At 68.4% G+C, this 23231-nt stretch carries 14 protein-coding genes and 1 tRNA gene; 7 read left to right on the top strand and 8 right to left on the bottom strand.

Features of this window, described 5'->3' with window-relative positions; translation table 11 throughout:
- Positions 1-190 precede the first annotated feature (190 nt).
- From GWI72_RS10230 to GWI72_RS10220, 3 genes are all read left to right on the top strand, one after another.
- Positions 191-1720: a tetratricopeptide repeat protein gene (locus GWI72_RS10230; protein ID WP_161708566.1), complete on the top strand. Its 1530-nt coding sequence runs from the start codon at positions 191-193 to the stop codon at positions 1718-1720.
- A gap of 11 nt (positions 1721-1731) precedes the next feature.
- Positions 1732-4920 carry a FecR domain-containing protein gene (locus GWI72_RS10225; protein WP_161708565.1) on the top strand — a complete coding sequence of 1063 codons (3189 nt, stop codon included), beginning with the start codon at positions 1732-1734 and terminating at the stop codon, positions 4918-4920.
- Between the two features lie 288 nt (positions 4921-5208).
- Positions 5209-5284 (top strand) — tRNA-Phe (locus GWI72_RS10220).
- 303 nt (positions 5285-5587) lie between these two features.
- Here the strand turns inward: GWI72_RS10220 and GWI72_RS10215 are convergent.
- The 3 genes from GWI72_RS10215 to GWI72_RS10205 form a co-directional block, all read right to left on the bottom strand.
- Complete coding sequence (locus GWI72_RS10215) at positions 5588-6604, bottom strand: helix-turn-helix domain-containing protein (protein ID WP_161708564.1); 1017 nt, start codon at positions 6602-6604, stop codon at positions 5588-5590.
- Between the two features lie 166 nt (positions 6605-6770).
- Positions 6771-8771 carry a copper amine oxidase gene (locus GWI72_RS10210; protein WP_179956057.1) on the bottom strand — a complete coding sequence of 667 codons (2001 nt, stop codon included), beginning with the start codon at positions 8769-8771 and terminating at the stop codon, positions 6771-6773.
- 125 nt (positions 8772-8896) lie between these two features.
- Positions 8897-9544, bottom strand: coding sequence for a YitT family protein (locus tag GWI72_RS10205; protein ID WP_161708563.1), 648 nt, complete (start codon positions 9542-9544; stop codon positions 8897-8899).
- Between the two features lie 197 nt (positions 9545-9741).
- Here GWI72_RS10205 and GWI72_RS10200 point away from each other — a divergent pair, with 197 nt between their 5' ends.
- The gene (locus tag GWI72_RS10200; protein WP_161708562.1) at positions 9742-12507 is read left to right on the top strand and encodes a cation-transporting P-type ATPase; all 2766 of its coding nucleotides are present in this window, start codon (positions 9742-9744) and stop codon (positions 12505-12507) included.
- Here GWI72_RS10200 and GWI72_RS10195 read toward each other — a convergent pair.
- Both GWI72_RS10195 and GWI72_RS10190 read right to left on the bottom strand, forming a co-directional pair.
- Complete coding sequence (locus tag GWI72_RS10195) at positions 12462-13367, bottom strand: IclR family transcriptional regulator (protein WP_161708561.1); 906 nt, start codon at positions 13365-13367, stop codon at positions 12462-12464. The two genes, GWI72_RS10200 and GWI72_RS10195, sit on opposite strands and share 46 nt — an antisense overlap.
- On the bottom strand, positions 13357-14385 hold the full coding sequence (locus tag GWI72_RS10190; protein WP_161708560.1) for a phosphotransferase family protein: 1029 nt from the start codon (positions 14383-14385) through the stop codon (positions 13357-13359). The genes GWI72_RS10195 and GWI72_RS10190 overlap by 11 nt, the downstream gene beginning before the upstream one ends.
- Positions 14386-14549: 164 nt before the next feature.
- On the opposite strand from GWI72_RS10190, the gene GWI72_RS10185 reads away from it, so the two are divergent.
- The 3 genes from GWI72_RS10185 (at position 14550) to GWI72_RS10175 (ending at position 20187) form a co-directional block, all read left to right on the top strand.
- Positions 14550-16643 carry a 3-hydroxyacyl-CoA dehydrogenase NAD-binding domain-containing protein gene (locus GWI72_RS10185; protein ID WP_161708559.1) on the top strand — a complete coding sequence of 698 codons (2094 nt, stop codon included), beginning with the start codon at positions 14550-14552 and terminating at the stop codon, positions 16641-16643.
- A 335-nt stretch (positions 16644-16978) separates the two neighbouring features.
- Entirely contained in the window at positions 16979-17743 is a 765-nt protein-coding gene (gene fabI, locus GWI72_RS10180; protein ID WP_161674526.1) for an enoyl-ACP reductase FabI, read from the top strand.
- An 11-nt stretch (positions 17744-17754) separates the two neighbouring features.
- Positions 17755-20187, top strand: a complete 2433-nt coding sequence (locus GWI72_RS10175; RefSeq protein ID WP_161708558.1) for a DUF3141 domain-containing protein — start codon at positions 17755-17757, stop codon at positions 20185-20187.
- 339 nt (positions 20188-20526) lie between these two features.
- Here the strand turns inward: GWI72_RS10175 and GWI72_RS10170 are convergent, their stop codons facing one another.
- From GWI72_RS10170 to GWI72_RS10160, 3 genes are all read right to left on the bottom strand, one after another.
- Complete coding sequence (locus tag GWI72_RS10170; protein WP_161674522.1) at positions 20527-21294, bottom strand: ABC transporter permease; 768 nt, start codon at positions 21292-21294, stop codon at positions 20527-20529.
- Positions 21291-22082 (bottom strand): ATP-binding cassette domain-containing protein, encoded by a 792-nt coding sequence (locus GWI72_RS10165; RefSeq protein WP_161674521.1) that lies wholly within the window; start codon positions 22080-22082, stop codon positions 21291-21293. Before GWI72_RS10165 ends, GWI72_RS10170 begins: the two co-directional genes overlap by 4 nt.
- Positions 22083-22168: 86 nt before the next feature.
- Positions 22169-23179, bottom strand: a complete 1011-nt coding sequence (locus GWI72_RS10160) for an ABC transporter substrate-binding protein (protein ID WP_161674519.1) — start codon at positions 23177-23179, stop codon at positions 22169-22171.
- Positions 23180-23231: the final 52 nt, after the last annotated feature.

Raw genomic sequence — 23231 nt, 5'->3', positions numbered from 1 at the left:
GGCGCGCCTGATTTGATTAAAAATGTCAATTGCTTAGCCAAGGGGCGCCTGCCCCTGCGCAAATTGCGGCCCGCATTTTTCCCGACGCGGCCGGCTGCAGCCTTTGCCTCCGTGCGGAAGCTCCTGTACATGTCTGGCATTGGGCAAGATTTACAAACTGTTAAGTCATTCCAGGTGTCGGAGTTTCGTCTTGGGGGTGATCGAGTACGCCGTGAGCGAAGCGCGCCCGGAGCGCGGCCAGGACACGGGTGAGGGCGCTCGTCCGGCCGGGCATCCCGAGGCCCGTCCTGTGTCGCGTCTTGAGGGGGCACAGGTGAGGCGCGCGCGCGGCCACGCAGGCGTGCAGGCGCGCGGCCGGGGGCGCCGGCGCGCCGCCCTGGCGGCGCTCGGCCTGTTGCTGGCGGCGGCAGGGCTTGCCACCCCGACGGGACCCGGTGCCCTGGCGCAGGGCGCCGTGCTCGGCTCGGCCGAGATGAAGGCGCGACAGGCGGCCCTGCTGCAGGCCTCGCTGGCTGATCCTGCCAACCTCGACGCCGCCTTTGAATACGCCATGGTGTCGGCCCAGGTCGGTGACTACGAGGCCGCGATCAGCACGCTGGAGCGGATGCTGGTGTTTGCGCCCGGGCTGCCGCGGGTGCAGCTGGAACTGGGCGTGCTGTATCTCCGCCTCGGCGCGGAGGATGTGGCGGCAACCTATTTCGAGAGCGCGCTCGCCGCCCCGAATGTGCCGCCCCAGGTGGCGGAACGGGTCGAGACCTATCTTGCCGCAATCGCCCGCAAGGAGGCCCCCGCCAAGGTCAGCGGCATGCTGACGACGGGGGTCCGGGTCCAGTCCAACGCCAATGCCTCGCCGGAAGGCCGACGCATCCAGCTGAATGGCACGACCTTCCTGCTGGACGACACCGCCACCGGCAAGTCCGACGTGAACGGCTTCCTGTCCGGCAACGTGAACTTTTCCTACGACCTCGGGCTTCAGGGGGACAGCCTCGAGGCGGATCTGGTGTTCTACGGCGCGCGCTACGGCCGCCTTGACCGGCTGAACACGGAAATGGCGGAGCTGACCGCCGGCCCGACCCTCAATCTGGCGCGCTTCGGCATCGACGACGCCCGGCTCGGCCTCTACGGCATCGTCAACGGCATCCGCCTGGACGGGGCCAATTACAGCGCCGGCGTGGGCGCCGGCCTGCGCCTCGGCATGCGGGTGCGGGAGAAGGACGAGATCAACGCCCGGCTGGAGGTGCGGCGGCGCTGGTTCAACGACACGGCGCGCTATCCCACCGCCTCCGACCGGGCCGGCTATGCGGTCCGGGCGGTGGCGACCTACCATCACCGCTTCACGGCCGCCTTCACCGGCCGCCTGTCGGTGATGGCCGACTACGAGGATGCCCGCGTGGGCTGGAAGACCAGCCTGGAGGGGGGCGTCTCGGCCGGCCTCACCTATCGCTTCGCCTCGCCCTTCGGCGGCGAGGCCGGGCCCTGGTCCATCGATCTGGAGGCCGGCTACACGCGGCGCGGCTTCTCCAGGCCGGATCCGCTCGTCAACCGCAGCCGCAGCCAGCGCGACAACGAGGCCTGGCTGCGCTCGGTGCTGACGATGCCCGTGGGCGGGCGCGGCACCGCCGTGGCGCTGACCGGCGAGCTGCGGCGGCAGCAATCGACCTATGATCTCAACGACTACACCAATGCCCTCGGCATGGTGACGCTGATGCAGCGGTTCTAGGAGCCCCGGCGATGACCACGCGCCTTGTCGCAACTCTCCTGTCCCTCACCGTGCTGGGTGGCGCGGCGACCCCGGTCCTGGCCAATCAGGACGTCGGCGTGGCGGCAGCCGTCAACAAGCAGGCCCAGGGCACACCGTCCGGCCAGCCGACGCGCACCATCATTCTCGGCAACAGCATCATCTTCCGGGAGCGCATCGAGACCGGCGGGTCGGGCCTGGTGCAGGTGCTGCTGGTGGATGGATCGACCTTCACCGTGGGGGCCAATTCCGATCTCGTGATCGACGAGTTCGTCTATGACCCGGCCGCCGGCACCGGCAAGCTGGTGGCCTCCTTCGGCAAGGGCGTGGCCCGGTTCGTCGGCGGCAAGCTCTCGAAGACGCAGGAGGGCGTCAGCGTCAACACGCCCGTCGGCACGATCGGCATCCGCGGCGGCATCGCCAACATGGACGTGGACGACGACGGCGCCACCTTCTCGCTGATCTATGGCAAGGAACTGACCTTCACCGGTCCGGACGGCCGCAGCGAACGGGTCTATGAGGCCGGCTACACCATTGCGGTGGGCGAGCAGAGCTCCGGACAGGGGCCGCAGATCCGCCGCACGAGCCGCACCGATCTCGGCAGCATCCAGAATGCGCTCGGCGGCCGGCCGGGCCAGACGGGCGGCATCGCCAACCCGCCCACCGACACGCAGGTGGCCAGTTCCGGCATCCAGGGTGTCAACTCCGGCCTCGGCACCATCCGCACCCTGCCGGTGCCCAAGCCCCCTGTGGTCCGGGCCACCGAACTCGACCAGGTCGAAGGCAACCTGATCCAGGTCGCCCAGCTGGACAAGGGCACCGCCGTCACCCCGACGCCGAAGCCTGATCCGGAGCCGACCCCGAGCCCCAACCCGAGCCCGGACCCGAGCCCGACGCCGACTCCCACGCCAACCCCGGACCCGTCGCCGACGCCGGATCCCGTGCCGGATCCCAACCAGCCGACCAAGCCCGATCCGGAACCGACGCCGACCCCGACGCCGGATCCCACGCCCACGCCCACGCCGGATCCGGGACCGAGCCCCAATCCGAACCCGAACCCGAACCCGAACCCCAATCCGAACCCGAATCCCACTCCCGGCCCGAGCACGCAGGAGGTTCAGGCCCGGCTGATCTTCGCCAGCCCGAGCGGCTACGAGGCGCCAGGGGGGGGCGAAATCGTCTCCAATCCGGGAGCGCAGGGGATTCTCGGCCACAACGGCAGCTCGACCGGAACCGCCACGCTGACGCTGCAAGCCAACGGCAATGCCGCCATGGCAGCCGGGGGCACGACCGACGGGTCGATCCTGCGCGGCGCGGCGAACGGGGTCACCGTGTCCGTGCCGGTGCCGACCTCGAGCGGCCTGCATTACTTCACCTCTGCCGTCACCGCCTCGGGCAAGCATTTCGGCGCCCTCGCCATCGACCGCGTGCCGGCGCTGCCGACGATCAACACCGCCACCCAGGGTGCGATCATCGACATCGGTCGCGGAGCCTACTATCGCGGCAGCCATGGCTTCTTCGCGCTCGCCTATCAGGGTGCCTACACGCTTGTCCCCGATCCGACCTTCGAGGGCGCGCTGGCCGACATGCTGTTCCTGATCGGCGGCACGCCGACCAGCTTCGCCCCGATGGTGGTGGCGAGCGGCGGGCCGAAGCTGCGCAGCTACACGCTCGAAGGCGACCTGCAGCAGGCCATCCGCTTCGGCGAGGACCCGGCAGGCGTGAGCCCGGACATCGTCACCTCGAAGGCGCTGTTCGTGAACCCGGTTGCCACCGAGTCGCTGGGCCGCGACTTCATGGCCGGCGTCCGCTCCTCGGGCCTGTCGGTTCTGGAGGGCACCGGCGCCACCGTCACGACCCGTCCGCTGGCGCTCGCCTCGTCCTTCCACGTGGACGGCAAGGGCAGCCAGCAGAAGTCCTTCGTCAGCCTGTTTGCCGGCGAGGTCTTCGACGACACGGTGTCGCTGAAGATGCAGGGACAGCGGCGCGGCGGCTATCAGGCGAGCAGTGTCGAGGCCTCCGCCAATTTCTCCGGTCGCATCCGGTCGGTCGCCGGCCTGAGCGGGGCCCATGCCTTCGGCAACAATGCGCAGAACTTCGTTCTGGGCGCCGATCTCGGCAATGATCCCTTCCGCGACAGCTTCGCCGTGGTGCCCTCCGCCATCACGCCGTCGCGTCAGGTCTCCGGCTCGATGCATGTCGCCAACCTGCAGGCCTCGACCGATGCCGCGACGCTGGTCCGCTCCGACCGCGGCATCGCCGGCTTCTCGGCCGGCGTGCTGCAGCAGCCCGACGGCTCGGGCGGTCTCCTGGCCAAGGTGCTGACCTCGGTGCATCCGCTCGACATGTCGGTGGACTTCGATGCGACGCGCAAGTCGGTGTCTGCCACCATGCGGCTGACCGAAACCGGATATCAGGATGATCCCGTCAGCAGCACCGATCAGGGCATGACGCTGGACATCAGCTTCGGCGACGAATCCACCGCCGTCGAGGATCCGCGCCGGTCGGTGTTCATCGACGACGACCGCTATGCGGCGGCCGAGAGCAACTCCGGCAGCAGTTCGCCGACGATTGTCGACAATGCCGGCAATGCCTCGCTCGATGCCTCGGCCAGGAGCTACTTCCTGCCCTCCACCCTGGTGGCCAACGGCGATGCCGGCCTGTTCGCCCCGGGCCAGAAATGCACCTGCGCCTTCCTGGAATGGGGCTACTGGGGCACGAGCATCGCCACGGACAATGCCGTGCCCTCCGCCCCCGACCAGCTGAACCAGGTGCATCTGGGCACCTGGGCGGCCGGGCGCATCCTCGGGCCGGGCGACATGCCGACCACCGGCACGGCCACCTACACGGGCCACGCCGTCGGCTCCGTCGTCAACGGCGGCGCGCAGTATCTGGCAGGCGGCGGCTTCAGCATGTCGGTGGACTTCGCGGCCCGCACGGGGTCGGCGTCGATCTCCGATTTCGACGGACGCGACTTCACGTCGGCCCTGACCGCCGGCAGCCCGCTCGATGACAAGAACCGCTACTCCGGGTCGATCACCGACGGGGCGTCGATGACCGGCAGCTTCAACGCCTCGCTGGTCGAGGGGCCGACGAGCCCGGTGGATGGGGTCGTGGGCAGTTTCTCCGCCTTCGACGGGGCCTGGTCGGCGACCGGGATCGTGGTCGGCGAGAAGCCCTGACGCCCGGCACAACACAGGCCCTGCATTGGTCCTGGCACGGGCCCGGCACAGGTCCCTGAACGGGCTTGACGCGGGCCTGACGCGAGGCCAGGTCCTGGCGGCGGAGGCAGCAGCGCTCCGCCGCTAAGCTTTTGAGGACGCGAAACAAACCGCATTTGCGGCGGGCCTGCGAAAAGAGTTTTCCCCAGGCCGAAAAGTTTTGCCGGGGTGCTGGACAAGGCCGGATTTGTCTCCTATAAGACCCGGGCTTCCGGCGGTTGCGACCTCCGGACAGCGCCTCGAAGAAGTGCCCAGATAGCTCAGTTGGTAGAGCAGCGGATTGAAAATCCGCGTGTCGCTGGTTCGATTCCGGCTCTGGGCACCACTTCCAACCCAATCCCCTGTATTGTTGAGCCTTTTCCGCTTGGTGCGGGGCTTTTCAGCAGCAGGCGAGGGGTTCCCTTCCAGACCACGTGCCGCACGCCGACCTCCTCGCATGAGGCGCTGCAACGGCGCCCTGGTCAAGGCGCGCGCAGCAGCGAGATGAACAGGGCGAGCGTTCGCCGCATCGCCTCTTCGGGCGGGCGGGCGATGCGCCATTCCGGGTGATGCCCATCAATCCCCATCCGCACCGTGCCATAGATGAGAGCGCAGGCCTGCGTGTTCCCGATGTCTGCTCTTGTCCCGACTAGCCCCGTAGCGCGCCGGGGGCGGTGCCGAAGCGGGTGCGGAAGGTGCGGTAGAAGTGGGACAGGTCGTTGAAGCCGGTGTCATAGGCGATGGCGGCGATGGAGCTCATGTCCTCGCCGTCCTGGCGCGCCAGCAGCCGCCTGTGGGCAAGGTCGAGACGGGTGCGCAGGATGACGGCGCTGACCGTCTCGCCCATGGCCTCGAAATGCCGCTGCAACGAGCGGCGCGACAGGCCAAGGCGGCTGGCGAGACTGTCGATGTCGAGACCGGGTTCGCAGGCATGGCGGGAAATCAGGCGGCAGGCTTCGGCATAGAGGCTCTCGCGCTGGCGATCCTGCGCTGCCGACTGCCGCTCCCAATGATGGAAATAGGCGGCCAGTAGGTCGAGAACGGTCTCGCCGAGCGAGGACTGGGCCGGCATCTCGAGCGAGAGGAGCTTGGTCACGACCGCGCGCACGGCGACGCAGAGCGGGTCGGTGCGGTCGAGACCGACGCCGCCAAGACAGGTTTCGCCGAGCCGCCGGCGGGCGAGGTCGCGCGGCAGGTGCAAGGAAATCTGCCGGGAGCGGCGGCCGTTGTAGATGAATTCGGACGGACAGGCAGAGTCTGCCAGATAGAGATCCCCGGCGCGCAGACGGACTTCCTGGTCGCCCTGGCGGATGCCGGACGTGCCGCTGTCCTGCAGCAGCAGGAACAGGTGCTCGGCCGGGTCCTGACGGATCATCCGGGCGGTGCGGGCAACCGACTGGGCGTCGAGCGAGACGATGGCGGTGTCGATGCCGCCGGCGGAGAGGAGCGTGATGTCGCCCTCGACGGTGGCCTCGCGGCGCGCGGCCGGCTCGACGGAAAAGGCACCGCAGACGGCCTGCAGGCGGGCGGCATAGGCGTCGACCGGGATCGGGGCAAAGCGGGCAGACGCGCGCAAGGGGCGCGAACCGGGAGGCGGCGAGACCTCGACAGGACGGCTGCGCGGCATGCCAGCGGCCTGGCTGGACGGGGACTGGCTCCGGCCCATGCGTTCCTCCCTCTCTGGTCAGCCGGCAGCCTCTTTTCCGGGCCATTTCCGACCGTACGGTCAGACTATAGGCCCGCAAGGCGCCGCCGATCAATGGCCGAGGGAGGCACGCTCCGGGCCAGTCCCTTGCCTGTGCAGGCGAGGGGCCGGCCGGAGCGTTACGTCATCACTTGTCGTACTTGCGCAGGGTCATCGCCGGGTTGGTGGCAAAGAAGTTGTGCGGCATGATGTGCACGGTCTTCCACTCGGTCGACATGACCGGCCAGTTCTCCATGGCCGGGATGTGATGGAAGCCGGCGGTGAACCAGGTGACGATGTCCTGGTGCATCAGCGGGCGGTCCTTCTTCACCCATTCGGCCAGCGTGTCCGATCCGTCGCTCTGCATGGCGAACTGGCCGCCGGCATAGCGCTGCAGCGGATCGTAGACGGTGTTCCAGACGGAATACTCGATGTAGGCGTTGCGCTTGAACGGGGCATCGTTCTGGTAGTCGAACGGGCCGTAGGCGACGTTGCCGTGGTGGATCATCCAGCCGGGCGTGTGGCCGAGGTAGCCTTGCCGCATCGGATTGGAGAGATGGAAGTAGCGCGGCTGCATGGCGCTCAGCTTGTAGCGGGCATCCATCTCGCTGTCGGGCATGGTGTGGCGCACGGTCCACATGGACTTGCGCGGGGCGGCCGGATCAAGCTCCGCCGGGACGATGTCCATGGTGGCGAAGTGGTTCACCGGCTGGTCGATGTCGAAGTCGATGCGGAAGTTGAAATAGTGGTCGTGGTTGGCCGCGACGAGGTTGGGGGCGATCAGCGTGCCCCAGCGGGTGTCCTCGGCCGCCGTCGGGTCCTGCATGCTGCGCGAGGCAACACCCTTGACCGCATCGAGCCCCGTGGCCCCGACCATGATGAAGATCTGGCCGTTCTGCTGCAGCCGGTAGTCGATCAGATAATCGTAGTTGCCGACTTCGGAGGCGGTGCGGACGACCAGCTCCGTCGCCGGCCGGCCTTCGGCGGGAACCGGCGTCTCGGGTGTCTGGGCGAAGACCTCGAAATGGCGCCAGGCCGGATCGCCGGTGTCACGCTCGAAGATGCAGATGGCGTTGGGAATGGTCAGCGGCTTGCCGAAATCGTCCGAGATCGTGGCCGGCAGCATGGTGGCGTGGGCCGGGCAGTCGACGCCCGGCGTCAGCGGGCTGAGGAACAGGCCGAACCCGTACTCGCCGGAGTCCATGTAGGTGCGCCAGTACCAGCCCTCGCTCGGGTCCATGTAGGGCACGAAGACTTCCGACAGATGCGCCTGGTAGATCACCGAGCGCCAGGTGCCGGCATCGTTGACATCAAGATTGGAGACGACGAGGCCGGGGCGCTTGTCGATGCGGAAATTGAAGCGCCAGATGTCCCATTCGACATGGCTGCCGTCGAGCTTGAAGTTCGGTCCGCCCGGCTGGGTGAGCACGGCCGGATTGGTCTTCGGGCGCAGCGGCGCGCGGGCGGCGATTTCCTCTTCCGTGTAGCCCCAGGGATCCTGCGGGACCGGAACGACACCGGTGTCGATGACCTTCAGCGCTTCCTTCTTCTGCAGGTCGACGATGGCATAGAGGCCCTCGATCGGCTTGGCATAGAAGTTGGAGCCCTCCGGCAGCTTGTAGCAGGGCACCTTCATCAGCCTTGTGTCGCCAAATTCGGCCTCGAAGAAGTTGCCGACGGTGAGCGGCAGGCAGAACACCTCCTCGGGCTTCAGGTCGCGCTTCGCGAGACCGGCTACCATGTCCGGGTGGCTGGTGGCGGCGGCAAGCGCGCCCATGAACTCGTCGAACAGCACCATGGGCTGGCCGCCGAGCGGGCTGGTGCGCTCGACCTTGCCCTCGGTGATGTTGACCACGGCTTCCTGGAAGCCGCTGGCCGAGGTGAACTGGACCGAGGCGCGGCGGGGCAGGGCGGTGCCCGGCGTCCAGGCCAGCACGTCCGCCTTCGCCGGTTCGAGCAGCTCGATCAGGGGGAACAGGGTCTTGTCGTCGATGGTGCCGGCCGAGCGCAGGATCTCGTTGATCCTGAGATATTCGTCGGCGGTAAGGCCATCCAGCGGATGGGCGAGGGCGGCTGTGCCCAGAAGCGTGCTTATGGCCGCTGTTGCAATGAGGCGTCTCAAGGTCAGGTCCTCTCCGGTCGGAAGCATGTCAAAAGCCCAGTTTCTTCACCGCCGGTGGCGGGGTCTGGCTTCCGCATGCTGCGCCCGGGAGACCCGCTTGTCTTGGACTCTTGCGCCAGGCTTGGCAAATCGCGCCAGCCTTGGCGAAACCGTCAGCGCGGGCGCGCGGTCGCCCCGCCGATCCGGCCCGTGGTCGCCTGATAGCGGCCCGGGCGGTGGTTGAAGGCGAGGACCAGATTGACGAGCACGCCCGTGAGCACGGACCAGGCGAGATTGGCCGGCGCCAGCACCAGGGCAGAGGCCAGAAGGACGCTAAGGTCCAGCGCCATCTGCACATAGCCCGCGCGCAGGCCGAACCGGTTCTGCAGGAACAGCACAAGGATGTTGAAGCCGCCGAGTGCCGTGCCATGGCGGAACAGCATCAGGAGCCCGGTGCCGGTGAGGCCCCCACCCATGATGGCGGCAAACAGCGGGTGGATGTCGCTGATCACGATCCAGGACGAGATCGCCCGGGCCAAAAGGGACACCATGGCCACGGCGAGCAGGCTGCGCAGGGTGAAGGGCCAGCCGAGCACCTTCGGCGCGAAGATGAAGAAGGGCAGGTTGACGAGGGCAAAGAAGATCCAGAAGCCGGTGCCGGTCACATACTGCAGCAGCAGGGCAACGCCGGCCAGACCGCCGGTCAGCAACTGGGCCTTCGCGCAGATGAGCATGCCGAAGGCGACGAACAGCGTGCCCATGACAAGGGCAAAGGCATCTTCATGCGATCCGTGGCGGGCGGCTTCGGCAGGCGGCGTCATCGGCAACTCCGGGCAGGCGGCAGGCCGCGACGGTGCGGCGGGCCAGCCCGTTTCAACCCTGCCTTGATCCGGAGGGAAAGAGCCAAGGCGTCGCATACGTATTTGTGCAGTGCGCTGCAACATTTGCGTGTCATCCAGCGCCTGTTAGGTTTGCGGAGGCGGCCCGGTGGTCGGGCAGGCCATGACGCGGAGGCTTCATGACCCATGCTCCCCATGCCGACCGCCCGGACGATGTGCTGGCGGCCCTGTCCTCCTCGCCGACCGGGCTCACCGGGGCCGAGGCGCAGGAACGGCTGGCGCGGCACGGACCCAACCGGCTGCCGCAGGCCGTCCGCCGCTCGCCGCTGCGGCGCTTTCTGGCCCAGTTCAACAACATCCTGATCCATGTGCTGATCGGGTCCGCCGCCGTGACGGCCGCCCTCGGCCATGCGGTCGATTCGGCTGTCATCCTCGCCGTGGTGCTGGGCAATGCGGTGATCGGCTTCCTGCAGGAAGGCAAGGCGGAACAGGCGATGGCCGCCATCCGCAACCTGCTCGCGCCCCGGGCCGCCGTGCTGCGCGACGGCATGCGCCAGACGGTGGCGAGCGAGACGCTGGTGCCCGGGGATGTCGTCCTGCTGGAGGCCGGCGACAAGGTTCCGGCGGACCTGCGCCTCCTGTGGGCGAGCCGGCTGCAGGTGGAGGAGGCGCTGCTGACGGGCGAATCCGTCCCCGTCGAGAAGGCGGTCGACCCGGTGGCCGCCGATGTGCCGCTCGGCGACCGCAGTTGCATGGCCTACAGCGGCACGATGGTGACCCAGGGCACGGCAGGCGGCGTCGTCGTGGCGACCGGGCGGCAGACCGAGATCGGCCACATCAGCCGGATGCTGTCCTCGGTGGAGACGCTGACCACGCCGCTGGTGGTGCAGATGGACCGCTTCGCGCGCTGGCTGACCGCCTTCATCCTCACCGTCGCGGCGCTGATCCTGGTGTTCGGCGCGCTGGTGCTTGCCTATCCCTTCACCGACCTGTTCATGGCCGTGGTCGGCCTCTCCGTGGCAGCGATTCCGGAAGGCCTGCCGGCGGTGCTGACCATCACGCTGGCCGTGGGCGTCAAGGCGATGGCCCGGCGCAACGCCATCGTCCGTCGCCTGCCGGCCATCGAGACGATCGGTGCCGTCTCGGTCATCTGCACCGACAAGACAGGCACGCTCACCCGCAACGAGATGATGGTGGCAAGCGTTGCGGTCGGCCGTGATGTCTTCAGCCTGGGAGGCGACGGCTACGCCCCGAGCGGTCCCCTGCATCTCGGCGACCGGGAGGCGGACGCGCGCGACCATCGGCTGCTGCTGGACCTGGCCGAGGTCGCGGCCCTGTGCAATGACGCCGCCATCCGCAGCCGCAGCGGCGCCTGGCATGTGGAGGGCGACCCGATGGAAGGGGCGCTGCTGGCCTTTGCGGGCAAGATCGGGCTGGCCCCGGAGGCCGGTCAGGCCGGCTGGCAGCGGATGCAGGTGATCCCCTTCGACGCCCGCCACCGTTACATGGCCACGCTCGACCTGGCCCCGGCCGGCGACGCCGTGCTGCACCTGAAGGGCGCGCCGGAGGCCGTGCTGGCGCTGTGCGAGGTGGAGCGCAGGGCGGACGGCACGCGCCAGCCGACGGACACCGCCTACTGGCAGCAGGTGGCGCATCTCTTCGCCGGACGCGGCGAGCGCGTGCTGGCGCTGGCCGCGCGCTCCGGCACCGTGCAGGCGGCGGCGGGGCGCGGCACCTGCGCCGAGCGGTTCGAGGGCCCCGACCTGTTGCAGGGGCTCGAGCTGATCGGTCTTGTCGGTCTCATCGATCCGCCGCGCCCGGAAGCCGTGGCAGCCGTGGCAGAATGCCGTGCCGCGGGCATCTCGGTGAAGATGATCACCGGCGACCACGCCGTCACCGCCGCCGCAATCGGCCGGCAGGTGGGGCTTGCCCATCCGGACCGGGTGCTCACCGGGGCCGATCTCGACCGGATGAGCGAGCCGGAGATCCGGGCGGCGGTGCTGGAGACCGATGTCTTTGCCCGCACCAGCCCCGCGCACAAGCTGCAGCTGGTCAAGGCGCTGCAGGCCCATGGGCTGACGGTGGCCATGACCGGCGACGGCGTCAACGATGCGCCGGCGCTGAAACGCGCCGATGCGGGCATTGCCATGGGCCAGAAGGGCAGCGAGGCCACGCGCGAGGCCGCCCAGCTGGTGCTCGCGGACGACAACTTCGCCTCCATCGTCGCCGCCGTGCGCGAGGGCCGGACGGTTCACGACAACATCCGCAAGGTGATTGCCTGGACCCTGCCGACCAGCACGGGGCAGGCGCTGACCATCGTGGCGGCGCTGCTGGCCGGGCTGACCCTTCCGGTGACGCCGGTTCAGGTCCTGTGGGTCAACCTGATCACGGCGGTGACGCTCGGCCTTGCGCTCGCCTTCGAGCCATCCGAGCCGCGCACGATGATGCGGCCGCCGCGCCCGCGCAGCGAACCGATCATCACGCCGCGCCTCATCTGGCACATCGTCCTTGTCGGCAGCCTGATGCTGGCGGGCGTGTCGTGGATGTTCACCCAGGCGCTGGCCAGGGGCTATCCGGTCGAACTGGCAAGGACGCTGGCCGTCAACACGCTGGTGGCGATGGAGGTGTTCCATCTCTTCAACGTGCGCAAGCTGCACGGCACGTCGCTGACCTGGACGGCGATCCGGGGCACGCGGGTGATCTGGCTGACAATCGGTCTCATCACGGCGGCGCAGGCCGCGCTCACCTATCTGCCGCCGCTGCAGCAGGTGTTCGGCACGGCTGCGGTGCCACTGGCCGACGGCCTGCAGGTCGTCGGGCTCGGAGTGGCGCTGTTTGTCGTGGTCGAGGTGGAAAAGCAGATCCGCTTCCGCCTGCACCATCTCTGGGCCGGGCGGTCTCAGTCGCGCAGGCTCCGGGCGATCTCGGCGAGGCGCGGCCCATAGTGGCGGGTCAAGTCCTCGGCCGGAACGAGAAAGGCCGGGCCACCGACGTTGAGCGCAAATAGCCGCGCCCCGTCCGGGGAGGGCAGGGGGGCGGCGATGCCGTTGATCTCGGGGCGCCAGTCGCCGAAGGACGTGCAGTAGCCGAGTGACCGGATCTGGCTGCGCGCCTCCTGCACCGTCCGCCGCAGCTGGTCACCGGTGTCAGGGTTGGTGTCCGGGTTGGTGTCCTGGTTGGTGTCCTCGACGGGTCGCGGCAAGGCCGCCTCCGGCGTGCCGCCGGCGCCAGAACCGGAGCCAGAACCGGAGCCAGAACCGGAGCCAGAACCGGAGCCGGGACCAGAGAAGGGGCTGGCCTGGTCCCGGATCTGGCTCAGCACATGGGCCAGCTGACGGTCGGGCAGGGCGGCCAGCAGGGCGCGGCCGATGGCCGAGGCGGCGAGCGGCAGCCGGTCCCCCACGGCCATCGACAGCGACACGGCCTCCTCCGGCCGCTGCACCTCGACATAGACCGCGCGCGTGCCCACCCGTTCGGCGAGGGCCACGGTGACATGGCGGTTCGGCCCGTCGGCCAGCTCCTGCATCAGCGGGGCGGCGCGCTGGCGCAGGTCCATCGTCGCCAGCGCATGCTGGCCGAGGCGGACCACCCCGGCGCCAAGCTGGTAAAGGCCGGTGCGCGGCGAGAAGACGAGATAGCCAAGCTCGACCAGCGTGTAGGTGAGCCGCGTCACCGTGGGCCGTGGCAGTCCGGTGCGGGCCGCGATCTCCTGGTTGGTGAGCCCCTGGTCGGCGGCGCGGAACACGGCGAGCACGTCGAGGCCGCGTGCCAGCGCCGTGACGAACTTGCGATCCTCAGCCGGCATGGACGGCCTCCAGCCCGAGCCGGGCATACAGGGGCACCAGTGCCCCCATCCGCATCCCACGCTCCGGATTGGCGCCGTTGCCGTCGAGGGAGCGCCGCTTCACCCCTTGCAGGATCGCAGCCATGCGGAAGAAGGAAAAGGCAAGGAAAACCGGAAAGTCCGGCAGGTCCGGCAGGCCGCGCCGGGCACAGTAGGCCGCCACATAGTCCGCATCGGAGGGCAGGCCGAGGCGGGCGCGGTCGAGGCCGGCAAGCCCCCGCGTGTCCTCGCCGGGCGGAAGACGCCACTGCATCACCTGATAGGCGAGGTCGGCCACGGGATGACCGGTGGTCGACAGTTCCCAGTCGAGCACGGCCGCCAGGCCCGGGCCGTCGGCGGCAAAGATCATGTTGTCGATGCGCCAGTCGCCGTGGACGAGGGTGCGGGTGTCGTCCGGCGGCAGGCGGTTGGCGGCGAGCCAGGCGATCAGCCGCTCCATGTCCGGTTCCTCCCCGGTCTCGCTCTGCCGGTACTGGCGCGTCCAGCGATCGGTCTGGCGGGAGATGTAGTCACCCGGCGCGCCGTAGTCGCCAAGGCCGGCCGCCTCGAGGTCGATGGCATGCAGCGCTGCGAGCGCGGCATTCATCGCGTCATAGAGTGCCGCCCGCTCACCCGGCGCAAGGTCCGGCAGGGCCGGATCGGTGAAGCTGCGGCCGGGCACCAGCCGCATCACATAGAAGGGCGAGCCGATCAGGCTGTCATCCTCGCACAGGTGCAGCATCTCCGGCACCGGCACGGCGGAACCGGCCAGCGCCCGCTGCACCCGGTACTCGCGCTCGATGGCATGGGCGGACTTCAGCAGCACGCCGGGCGGCTTGCGGCGAAGCACGAAGCTTCCGCCGGGCGTGTCGAGCCGGAAGGTCGGATTGGACTGGCCGGTGGTGAAGCCCGTTACCGTCACCGGTCCGGCAAAGCCCGGAATCACCCGGACGAGATGGTCCGCGAGGCGGGCGGGATCGACGAGCGGAGACGGGTTCATTGTGGAATTGCCTGACCGGTCGGTTTATGAATTTCAGCAGGACGCGGCTGTCCGCTGCAGGACAGATTGACAGACATCTCCTGCCTCGCCTAGCGTGCGCCGCAATAAATTGAAATTGAATTTCGCACTGCGAAATTCTTCCGTCTGCGGGAGTGAAGACGACGATGACCGAGCCGCACAGCGCAAGCCCCGATGTCGTGACCCTGACGCAGGAGAACGGGATTGCTCTCCTGACGCTGAACAATCCACCCGTGAACGCGCTGAGCACGGCGCTGCGGGCCGGTATTGTCGCAGCGCTCGCGGAGGCTGCCGCCGACCCGGCCATCGAGGCCATCGTGATGACGGGGGCCGGACGCGGGTTCTGCGCCGGGGCCGACATCACCGAATTCGGCAAGCCGCCGCGCGAGCCGTTCCTGCCGGACGTCATCGCCGCCATCGAGGCCTTCCCGAAGCCGGTCGTTGCCGCGATCCACGGACCGGCGCTGGGCGGCGGGCTGGAAGTGGCGCTGGGCGCCCATGCCCGCGTCGCCGCGCCGTCCGCGAAGATGGGCCTGCCGGAGGTGAAGCTCGGCCTGATCCCCGGTGCCGGCGGCACCCAGCGCCTGCCGCGCCTGATCGGTCCGGCGGCCGCGGTGAAGCTCATTGTCTCGGGCGAGCCGGTGGGCGGCGCCGAGGCGCTGAAGCTCGGCATTGTCACCGAGGTGGCCGAGGATGTGGTGGCCGCCGCCCGCGCCCTGGCGCGGCAGATGATTGCCTCCGGCGTGGCGCCGGTGGGTCTCTCCAGCGACGCAGCGCGGCTTGAGGCGGCGCGGGCCGGGCGCGACGCGTTCGAGGCAGCCGCAGCCGAGGTGCTGAAGGGCGCGCGCGGGGCGGAAGCCCCGGCGGCCTGCGTCGCCGCCGTGCGCAACAGTCTGGATCTCGACTTCGAGGCGGGCATGAAGGCGGAGCGCGCCGCATTCCTGTCGCTGGTGGCCGGTGACCAGTCGAAGGCGCTGCGTCATGCCTTCTTCGCCGAAAAGGCGGCGGCCAAGATCGACGGCCTGCCGGCGGATGCGGTGGCCCGTCCGGTGCGCTCGGTTGCGGTGATCGGCGCGGGCACCATGGGCGGCGGCATTGCCATGGCCTTTGCCAATGCCGGCTATCCGGTGACGCTGATCGAGACCAGCGCCGAGGCGCTGGCGCGCGGACAGGGCAACATCGACAAGAACTATGCTTCCACCGTCGCGCGCGGCCGGATGAGCGAGGCCGAGAAGGCCGAGCGGATCGCCCGCATCACCGGCTGGCTCGATCTTGGCGCGGTGGCGAGTGCCGATCTCATCGTCGAGGCGGTGTTCGAGGACATGGGCGTGAAGAAGACGCTGATGGCCGATCTCGACCGGCTGGCCGGGCCGGACGCGATCCTGGCGACCAACACCTCCTATCTCGACGTGAACGAGATTGCCGCCGCCACCTCCCGTCCCGAGGCAGTGGTCGGCATGCACTTCTTCTCGCCGGCCAACATCATGAAGCTCCTGGAAGTGGTGCGGGCCGAAAAGACGGCGCCGGACGTGCTGCTCGCCGCCGTCGAGGTCGGACGCAAGCTCGGCAAGATCCCGGTGGTGGTCGGTGTCTGCAACGGCTTCGTCGGCAACCGCATCCTCCGGGCGCAGCGCAACGATCTGGAGGCGCTGCTGGTCGAGGGCGCGAGCCCGGCCGAGGTGGACGCGGCCTGGAACGGCTTCGGCTTCCCGATGGGGCCCTTCGCGATGCTCGATCTCGCCGGCCTCGACATTTCCTGGCGCGCCCGCAAGGCGCTCGGCCAGACGGCAGAGATCGCCGATCACCTGTGCGAACAGGGCCGCTTCGGCCAGAAAACCGGGCGCGGCTTCTACCGCTACGAGCCGGGCGAGCGCAAGCCGCTGGCCGACAGCGAGGTCGAGGACCTCGCCAAGGCGATTGCCGCGCGCGAGGGCATCACCCGGCGCAGCATCCCGGCTGCGGAGATCGTCGAGCGGCTGCTCTATCCGATGATCAACGAGGGCGCGCGCATCCTGGAAGAGGGCATCGCCCAGCGGCCCGGCGACATCGACGTGATCTGGATCTTCGGCTACGGCTTCCCGGCCTGGCGCGGTGGCCCGATGCACGCGGCCGGAAACATCGGCCTTGCCAGGATCCGCGATGGCCTGCAGGCCCGCTTCGAGCAGAGCGGCCGGGCGGAGTTCAAGCCGGCGGCGCTGCTGGAGCGGCTGGCCGCAGACGGCGGCAGCTTCGCGGGGTGACGTTGAGCCTGGGCAGTTCGCATATGTGGCCGGACGAAAACTGAGGACTCTCCGCTCCCCTCCCCCTCGTGGGGAGGGGGGCTGAAAGGCGGAGTGCGCCTTGTACTTTGCACTTTGCTCCTGTGATCCCTGATCAGCGCCGTACAGGGTGCAGTGGCGCTCCGGTCCCGGGTCTCCGCTGCGCTTCGCCCGCGATGACGGTGAATGGATTTATGCTGCCAGCCGCGCCTCCGGTGAAATGCGCATAGGGGCAAACCGTCACAAACCGGTTGTTGCAGTGCAATAGGCTCTCCCTTGCCCGGATTGTCCGGGGCGACCCCAAGGGAGAGCGCGGGATGTTCGATCTCACCGGTCAGAAGGCGCTCGTCGTCGGCGTGGCCAACGACCAGTCCATCGCCTACGGCATTGCCGCGGCCCTGCGCCGGCAGGGCGCGGACCTGGCCATCACCTATCTGAACGACAAGGCCGAGCCGCATGTACGGCCGCTGGCCGAAGCGCTGGGCGCCGAGATCATCGCGCCGCTGGACGTGCGCAACGGCGACGAGACCGACGCGCTGTTTGACGAGATCAGCCGGCGCTGGGGGCGTCTCGACACGCTGGTCCACTCCATCGCCTTCTGCCCGAAGGACGATCTGCATGGCCGGGTGATCGACTGCTCCGCCGAAGGCTTCGGCCTTGCGATGGACATTTCTGTGCATTCCTTCCTGCGCCTCATCCGCAAGTCGGAACCGCTGATGCAGGACGGCGGCACCTGCATGACCGTGTCCTTCTATGGCGCGGAAAAGGTGGTCGAGCACTACAACGTCATGGGCCCGGTGAAGGCCGCCCTGGAAGCGGTGACCCGCTATGCGGCCGCCGAACTTGGCCCGAAGCGGATCTCGGTGCATGCGCTGTCGCCCGGACCGCTGAAGACCCGCGCAGCCTCCGGCATCGCCGAGTTTGATGACCTGCTCAACGCGGCGGCCGCGCGCGCGCCGACGCATCTGCTGGCCACCATCGAGGATGTCGGCGCCTATGCCGCCTTCCTCGCCAGCCGTGAGGCCGCCAACGTCACGGGCGGCGTCCATGCCATCGACGGCGGTTACAGCATCATCGGCTGAAGGGAACTCCCATGAGCAACATTTTCGATGCCCTGAACACGCCGAACGGCGATCTGCTGAAGTCCCTGCAGGACGCGACCGCCTGGTCGCCGAGCGAACGGATGAAGGTGTTCACCGCCCAGTTCGCGGAGTTTTCCGCCATGAGCGAGATGATGCTGCGCGGCACGTCGCGCCATCTCGACGCGATGGCGCGCACGCACAACGCCCGCACCCGCAAGAGCCTCGAGAGCCTGACCAAGCTGGCCTCCGACCTCAGCGCCCGTCAGGCCGAGGGCACACTGGCCGAGGATGTGAAGGCCTATGTGACGGATGCCGGCCAGCGCCTGGTGCTGACACTCGACACGCTGCGCCAGCGCGGCGACATCTTCCTGAAGCACGAGGCCGAGGGCTGCCCGCCGGTGCTGGTCTATGACCACGAGGTGGTCGTCGACGGCAAGGACCTGCCGCATCCCTGCAACTACATGCTGCTGCGCATCCTGCCGCCGGCTGGCGTAACCATCGATCCGGCCAAGCGGCCCTACATCATCATTGATCCGCGCGCCGGCCACGGTGCCGGCATCGGCGGGTTCAAGACCGACAGCCAGGTGGGTGTGGCGCTGAAGGAGGGCTATCCGGTCTATTTCGTCGCCTTCCGCCGCGCGCCGGAGAAAGGCCAGACGCTGGCCGACGTGACGCGGGCCGAAGCGGAGTTCGTGCGCGAGGTGACGCGCCGCCACCCGGACGCCCCGCGTCCGGTGGTGATCGGCAACTGCCAGGGCGGCTGGGCAACCCTGCTGCTGGCGGCCTCCAATCCGGACCTGACCGGCCCGATCGTGCTGAATGGCGCGCCGGTCGACACCTGGTCCGGTCTCGTCGGGGGCCATCCGATGCGCTACAACGCCGGCGTTCTGGGCGGCACCGTCATGCCGATGTTCTGGTCCGACATCGGCCATGGCGTCTTCGACGGCGCGCATCTCGTCTCCAATTTCGAGCTGCTCAATCCGGCCCGGACGCTGTTCCGCAAATACGTCGACCTCTATGCCCATGTGGACACGGAAGCCCCGCGCTTCCTCGAGTTCGAGACCTGGTGGGGCGGCTACTTCCTGCTGAACGAAGCCGAGATCCGCTGGATCGTCGAACAGCTCTTCGTCGGCAACCGGCTGGCGCGCAACGAGGCGCGGCTGGAGCCGGGCCGCAATGTGGATCTCAAGGCAATCCGCGCGCCGATCATCGTCTTCGCCAGCCATGGCGACAACATCACCCCGCCGCAGCAGGCGCTGAACTGGATCCTCGACACCTATTCGGACGTCAGCGAGATCCAGATCCGCGGCCAGCGCATCCTCTACATGGTGCATGACCAGGTCGGGCATCTCGGCATCTTCGTGTCCTCCTCGATTGCGAGGAAGGAGCACAGCGAGATGGCCTCGACGATGAAGACCATCGAGGCGCTGGCGCCCGGTCTCTACGAGATGAAGATCGACGATTATTCCGGCGAGGGGGTGAACCGCACCTTTACCGTCTCGTTCCACGAGCGGACGCTCGACGACCTGCAGGCGCTGGATGATGGCCGCGATGACGAGACGCCCTTTGCGGCCGTCGCCCGCTGGTCGGAGCAGCAGGCCGAGGTCTATGACACGGTGATCCGGCCCTTCGTGCAGGCCGGCGTGACCGAAGCCAGCGCGGAAGCCGGCCGCGTGCTGCATCCGCTGCGGCTGCAGCGCGCCGCCTTCTCCAGCCGCAATCCGCTGGTGCAGCCGCTGCAGCAGATGGCCGAGAAGGTGAAGGCGGAACGCGCGCCGGCACCGGCCAGCAATCCGCTGGTCGAGCTGGAGCGGCTGAGCGCCGACCTGATCGAGCAGTCCATCGACATGGTCCGCGACCTGCGCGACACCTGGTACGAGATGGCCTTCTTCGGCCTCTGGGGCACGCCCTGGGCGCGCTGGTATGGCCGCGGCCACGTGCGGCCGCGCACGCTGAAGCGCACGGACGAACTCAGGGCCTTGCCGGTTGTGCAATCGGCCCTGCGCCGCGTGGAGGAGGGCGGCTTCGTCGAGGCGGTCATCCGCATGCTGGTGCTGCTGGCAGACTCGCGCGGCAATGTGCGCCGCGACCGGCTGGAGCGCTCGGCCCATGTGCTGACCGAGGACGAGCCGTTCCGCTCGCTCAGCGCCGAGGAGCGCGCGATCATCATCCACGAACAGACGCTGATCGTGGAATTCGACCGCACCGGCGCTCTCGCCGCCTTGCCGAAGCTCCTGAAGACCCGGGAGGACCGCGACCTGGCTGCCCGGGTGGTGCAGTATGTCCCGGGCGCCATTGATGAAATGGCCCCGCACACGCTGGACATGCTGCAAAGGTTCCACGACATCCTCGACCTGCCGCCGATTTCCGGCGACGTGACCGAGGATCCGCTGGGGAAGAAGGCGCTCCGCGGCCCGGCCGAGGTGATGGTGGCGGCGAAGTAAGGTCGGGGGGCGGGGCTTTCGGCCCTGAAATCCGATATCCGTTCGATGTGAAGGACCGGGCTCAGACGGTTCAACCTTGTCGCAGCCTTTCCGCCCCCCTCCCCCTCGTGGGGAGGGGTTTGGGGGTCGGGGGAACCGACGTAAACCCAAGTTATAGACGTTCCTGACAAGGCGGAGTTCGGATGCCTTGTGATCTGACGGCCTCCCGTGCCCCCCACCCCTTACCCCTCCCCACGAGGGGGAGGGGGGCTGCGAGGCCTCGACACCGTCTGACCGCTCATGAGATTGCACGGCCGCAAGGGGGCAAGGAGCTTGCCTCAGTTCTGGACTGAGGCGGTCCTACGCCCGGTTCTGGCCGGAGCGGTGGGCCCAGCCGGTCATGCGCATTTCCAGGACGGCCATCAGCGCGTACATGACGATGCCGAGAACGGCGAGGGCGAGGAGGCCGGCCCAGACCAGCGGCACGTTGAACTGCGACTGCGCCGCCAGCATCATGTGGCCGAGGCCGGAGTTGGCGGCGACGGTCTCGGAGATCACCGAGCCGACGAAGGCCAGCGTGATGGCGATCTTCAGCGAGCCGAAGAAATAGGGCATCGAGCGGGGAATGCCGACCTTGAGCATGATGTCGAGCTTCCGGGCCCCCAGCGCCCGCAGCACGTCCTCCATTTCCGGCTCGATGGTGGCAAGGCCGGTGGCCACATTCACCACGATCGGGAAGAAGGCGATCAGGAAGGCCGTGAGCACGGCCGGGACGGTGCCGATGCCGAACCAGATGACGAGGATCGGCACCACGGCCACCTTCGGCACCGAGTTGAAGCCGATCATCAGCGGATAGAGCCCGGCGTAGATCGCCCGGCTCCAGCCGACGGCCAGACCCAGCAGCAGGCCGCCGGCGACCGCCATGGCAAAGCCGAGGACGGTGGTGAAGAGCGTCTGCACCGCGTTCTTCCAGATCGCCGGCCAGTACTGGTATGTGGCTGCGAGAATGTCGGACGGGGCCGGCAGGATGAACACCGGCAGGCGCAGCGCGGCGACGGCCAGCTCCCAGCCCGCAAAGAGGCCGAACGTCCACAGGAACGGGGCAGCCTTGATCCAGCGGTCGTTCATGCGGCAGCCCTCGCTTCGGCAATGTACCCACGCAGCTCGTGCACGATGTCGTTGAAGCCCGCCTCATAGGTCAGGTCGATGGGGCGCGGGCGGGGAAAGTCGATCTTGCGCTCCATGATCACCTTGCCGGGCCGGGCGCTCATGACGAAGATGCGGTCGGCGAGATAGACGGCTTCGCGCAGGTCATGGGTGACGAGGATGGTGGTGAAGCCCTTCTCCGCATGCAGGTCCCGCATGACCTGCCACAGTTCCTCGCGGGTGAAGGCATCGAGCGCGCCGAAGGGCTCGTCCAGCATCAGGAGGGCCGGGTCATGCACCAGGGCGCGGCAGAGGTTGGCGCGCTGCTGCATGCCGCCGGAGAGCTGCCAGGGGAATTTCTGGCCAAAGCCCCTGAGCCCGACCAGGGCGAGAAGGTCTTCCGCCTTCTTCAGATAGGCCTCGCGCTCGCGCTTCAGGCGGCTGCGATGCGGCTGAACGATCTCGAGCGGCAGCATGACGTTGTCGAGCGTCGTGCGCCAGGGCAGCATGGAGGGGTTCTGGAACGCCATGCCGGCGATGGACACCGGGCCGGCCACTTCCTTGCCCGCCACCTCGACGGTGCCGGCCTGGGGGCGCATCAGCCCTGTCGCCAGCTTCATCAGGGTGGACTTGCCACAGCCGGACGGGCCGACCACGGCAGCGAATTCGCCCTTGTTGACGGCCATCGTCAGGCCATCGAGGGCGAGGGTTCCGTCCGCCGTGCCGCCATAGGTGAGCCGCACGCCGCGCAAATCGACAAATCCGGTCACTGCCCCTCCGGTCGGATCTTCTTGACTTCAAAAAGTCCCTCCCGGCGCCCTTCGGCACTCCGGGAGGGCAGGACGTCGCATACCGGTTACTTCACGGCGCGCTCGGCGGCCGGCGGCAGATAGGCGGGATCGAACACCTTCTCGGCGGCCGGCGGCGTGGCGCTGACACCCATCGAGGTCTGGAGATACTCCATCGACCTGGTGAGCTTGGCCATGTCGACGCCGCCGAAGCCGTTGGCCTTCACCGCCGGAGTGGCGATGGACTGGGCGACGGCCATCTTGAGGCGTTCGATCTCGACGGCCTCGTTCAGCACCTCGTTGCGCTTCATCACATGCGGGACGGCGGCTGCCGGATCGGCGATCGCCTCGAGATAGCCCCTGGTCAGCGCCTTGACGAAGCCCTTGACGGCCTCCGGGTTGGCGGCAGCGAAGTCGGTGTTGACCATGACGACGTTGCCGTAGAGGTCGAGACCCTTCTCGGCCATCATGATCAGCGCGATGTCCTCCTCCGGCACGCCCTGGGCCTTGAGGTTGATCACCGAGGAGAAGGAGAAGCCAAAGATGGCATCGACCTGGCCCTGGGCAAGCATCGGCTCGCGCACGGGGAAGCCGACGTTCTCGATGGTGATCGTCGAGGTGTCGAGCCCGGCGACCTTGGCAAAGGCCGGCCACTGGCCGAAGGCGGCATCCGGGGGCGGCGCGCCGAGCTTCTTGCCTTCGAGCGACTTCGGGTCGTCGGTGATGCCGAGGCTCTTGCGCCCGATGACGGCAAGCGGCGGCCGCTCATAGGCCATCATCACCGCCTTGACCTTCAGGTCGGGCTGCTTGTCGAGGAGCTGGATCAGGGAGTTGATGTCGCCGAAGCCCATCTGGTAGGCGCCGGTGGCCACCCGCGGGATCGACTCGCGCGAGCCGGCCCCGGTGTCGATGGTCACGTTGAGCCCCTCGGCGGCGAAATAGCCCTTGTCGAGCGCGATGAAGAACGGAGCCGCCGGGCCCTCGAACTTCCAGTCGAGTGTGAACTTGATGTCAGTGGCGGCCAGCGCCGATGACGCCGAAAGCGCCAGGCCCATCGCCAGTCCAAGAAGACGCCGCATGCTGTTCCCCTCTGGTTCTTATGAGGTTTGACAGCAGAGTGGCGCTGCACTG

The organism is Pannonibacter sp. XCT-53, assembly GCF_009915765.1.
In the GTDB taxonomy this organism is placed as follows: Bacteria; Pseudomonadota; Alphaproteobacteria; order Rhizobiales; family Stappiaceae; genus Pannonibacter; species Pannonibacter tanglangensis.
The sequence above is the reverse complement of the archived record's forward strand: the minus strand, read 5'-3'. Positions and strand labels throughout refer to the sequence as shown.

Excerpts from the sequence above, each read along its gene's own strand:
- GWI72_RS10175 (WP_161708558.1), top strand. The coding sequence starts at position 17,755 with ATGAGCAACATTTTCGATGCCCTGAACACGCCGAACGGCGATCTGCTG.
- GWI72_RS10195 (WP_161708561.1), bottom strand. The coding sequence starts at position 13,367 with ATGCCGGCTGAGGATCGCAAGTTCGTCACGGCGCTGGCACGCGGCCTC.
- GWI72_RS10170 (WP_161674522.1), bottom strand. The coding sequence starts at position 21,294 with ATGAACGACCGCTGGATCAAGGCTGCCCCGTTCCTGTGGACGTTCGGC.
- GWI72_RS10185 (WP_161708559.1), top strand. The coding sequence starts at position 14,550 with ATGACCGAGCCGCACAGCGCAAGCCCCGATGTCGTGACCCTGACGCAG.
- GWI72_RS10200 (WP_161708562.1), top strand. The coding sequence starts at position 9,742 with ATGACCCATGCTCCCCATGCCGACCGCCCGGACGATGTGCTGGCGGCC.
- GWI72_RS10160 (WP_161674519.1), bottom strand. The coding sequence starts at position 23,179 with ATGCGGCGTCTTCTTGGACTGGCGATGGGCCTGGCGCTTTCGGCGTCA.
- GWI72_RS10225 (WP_161708565.1), top strand. The coding sequence starts at position 1,732 with ATGACCACGCGCCTTGTCGCAACTCTCCTGTCCCTCACCGTGCTGGGT.
- GWI72_RS10205 (WP_161708563.1), bottom strand. The coding sequence starts at position 9,544 with ATGACGCCGCCTGCCGAAGCCGCCCGCCACGGATCGCATGAAGATGCC.
- GWI72_RS10210 (WP_179956057.1), bottom strand. The coding sequence starts at position 8,771 with ATGCTTCCGACCGGAGAGGACCTGACCTTGAGACGCCTCATTGCAACA.
- GWI72_RS10215 (WP_161708564.1), bottom strand. The coding sequence starts at position 6,604 with ATGGGCCGGAGCCAGTCCCCGTCCAGCCAGGCCGCTGGCATGCCGCGC.
- GWI72_RS10190 (WP_161708560.1), bottom strand. The coding sequence starts at position 14,385 with ATGAACCCGTCTCCGCTCGTCGATCCCGCCCGCCTCGCGGACCATCTC.
- fabI (WP_161674526.1), top strand. The coding sequence starts at position 16,979 with ATGTTCGATCTCACCGGTCAGAAGGCGCTCGTCGTCGGCGTGGCCAAC.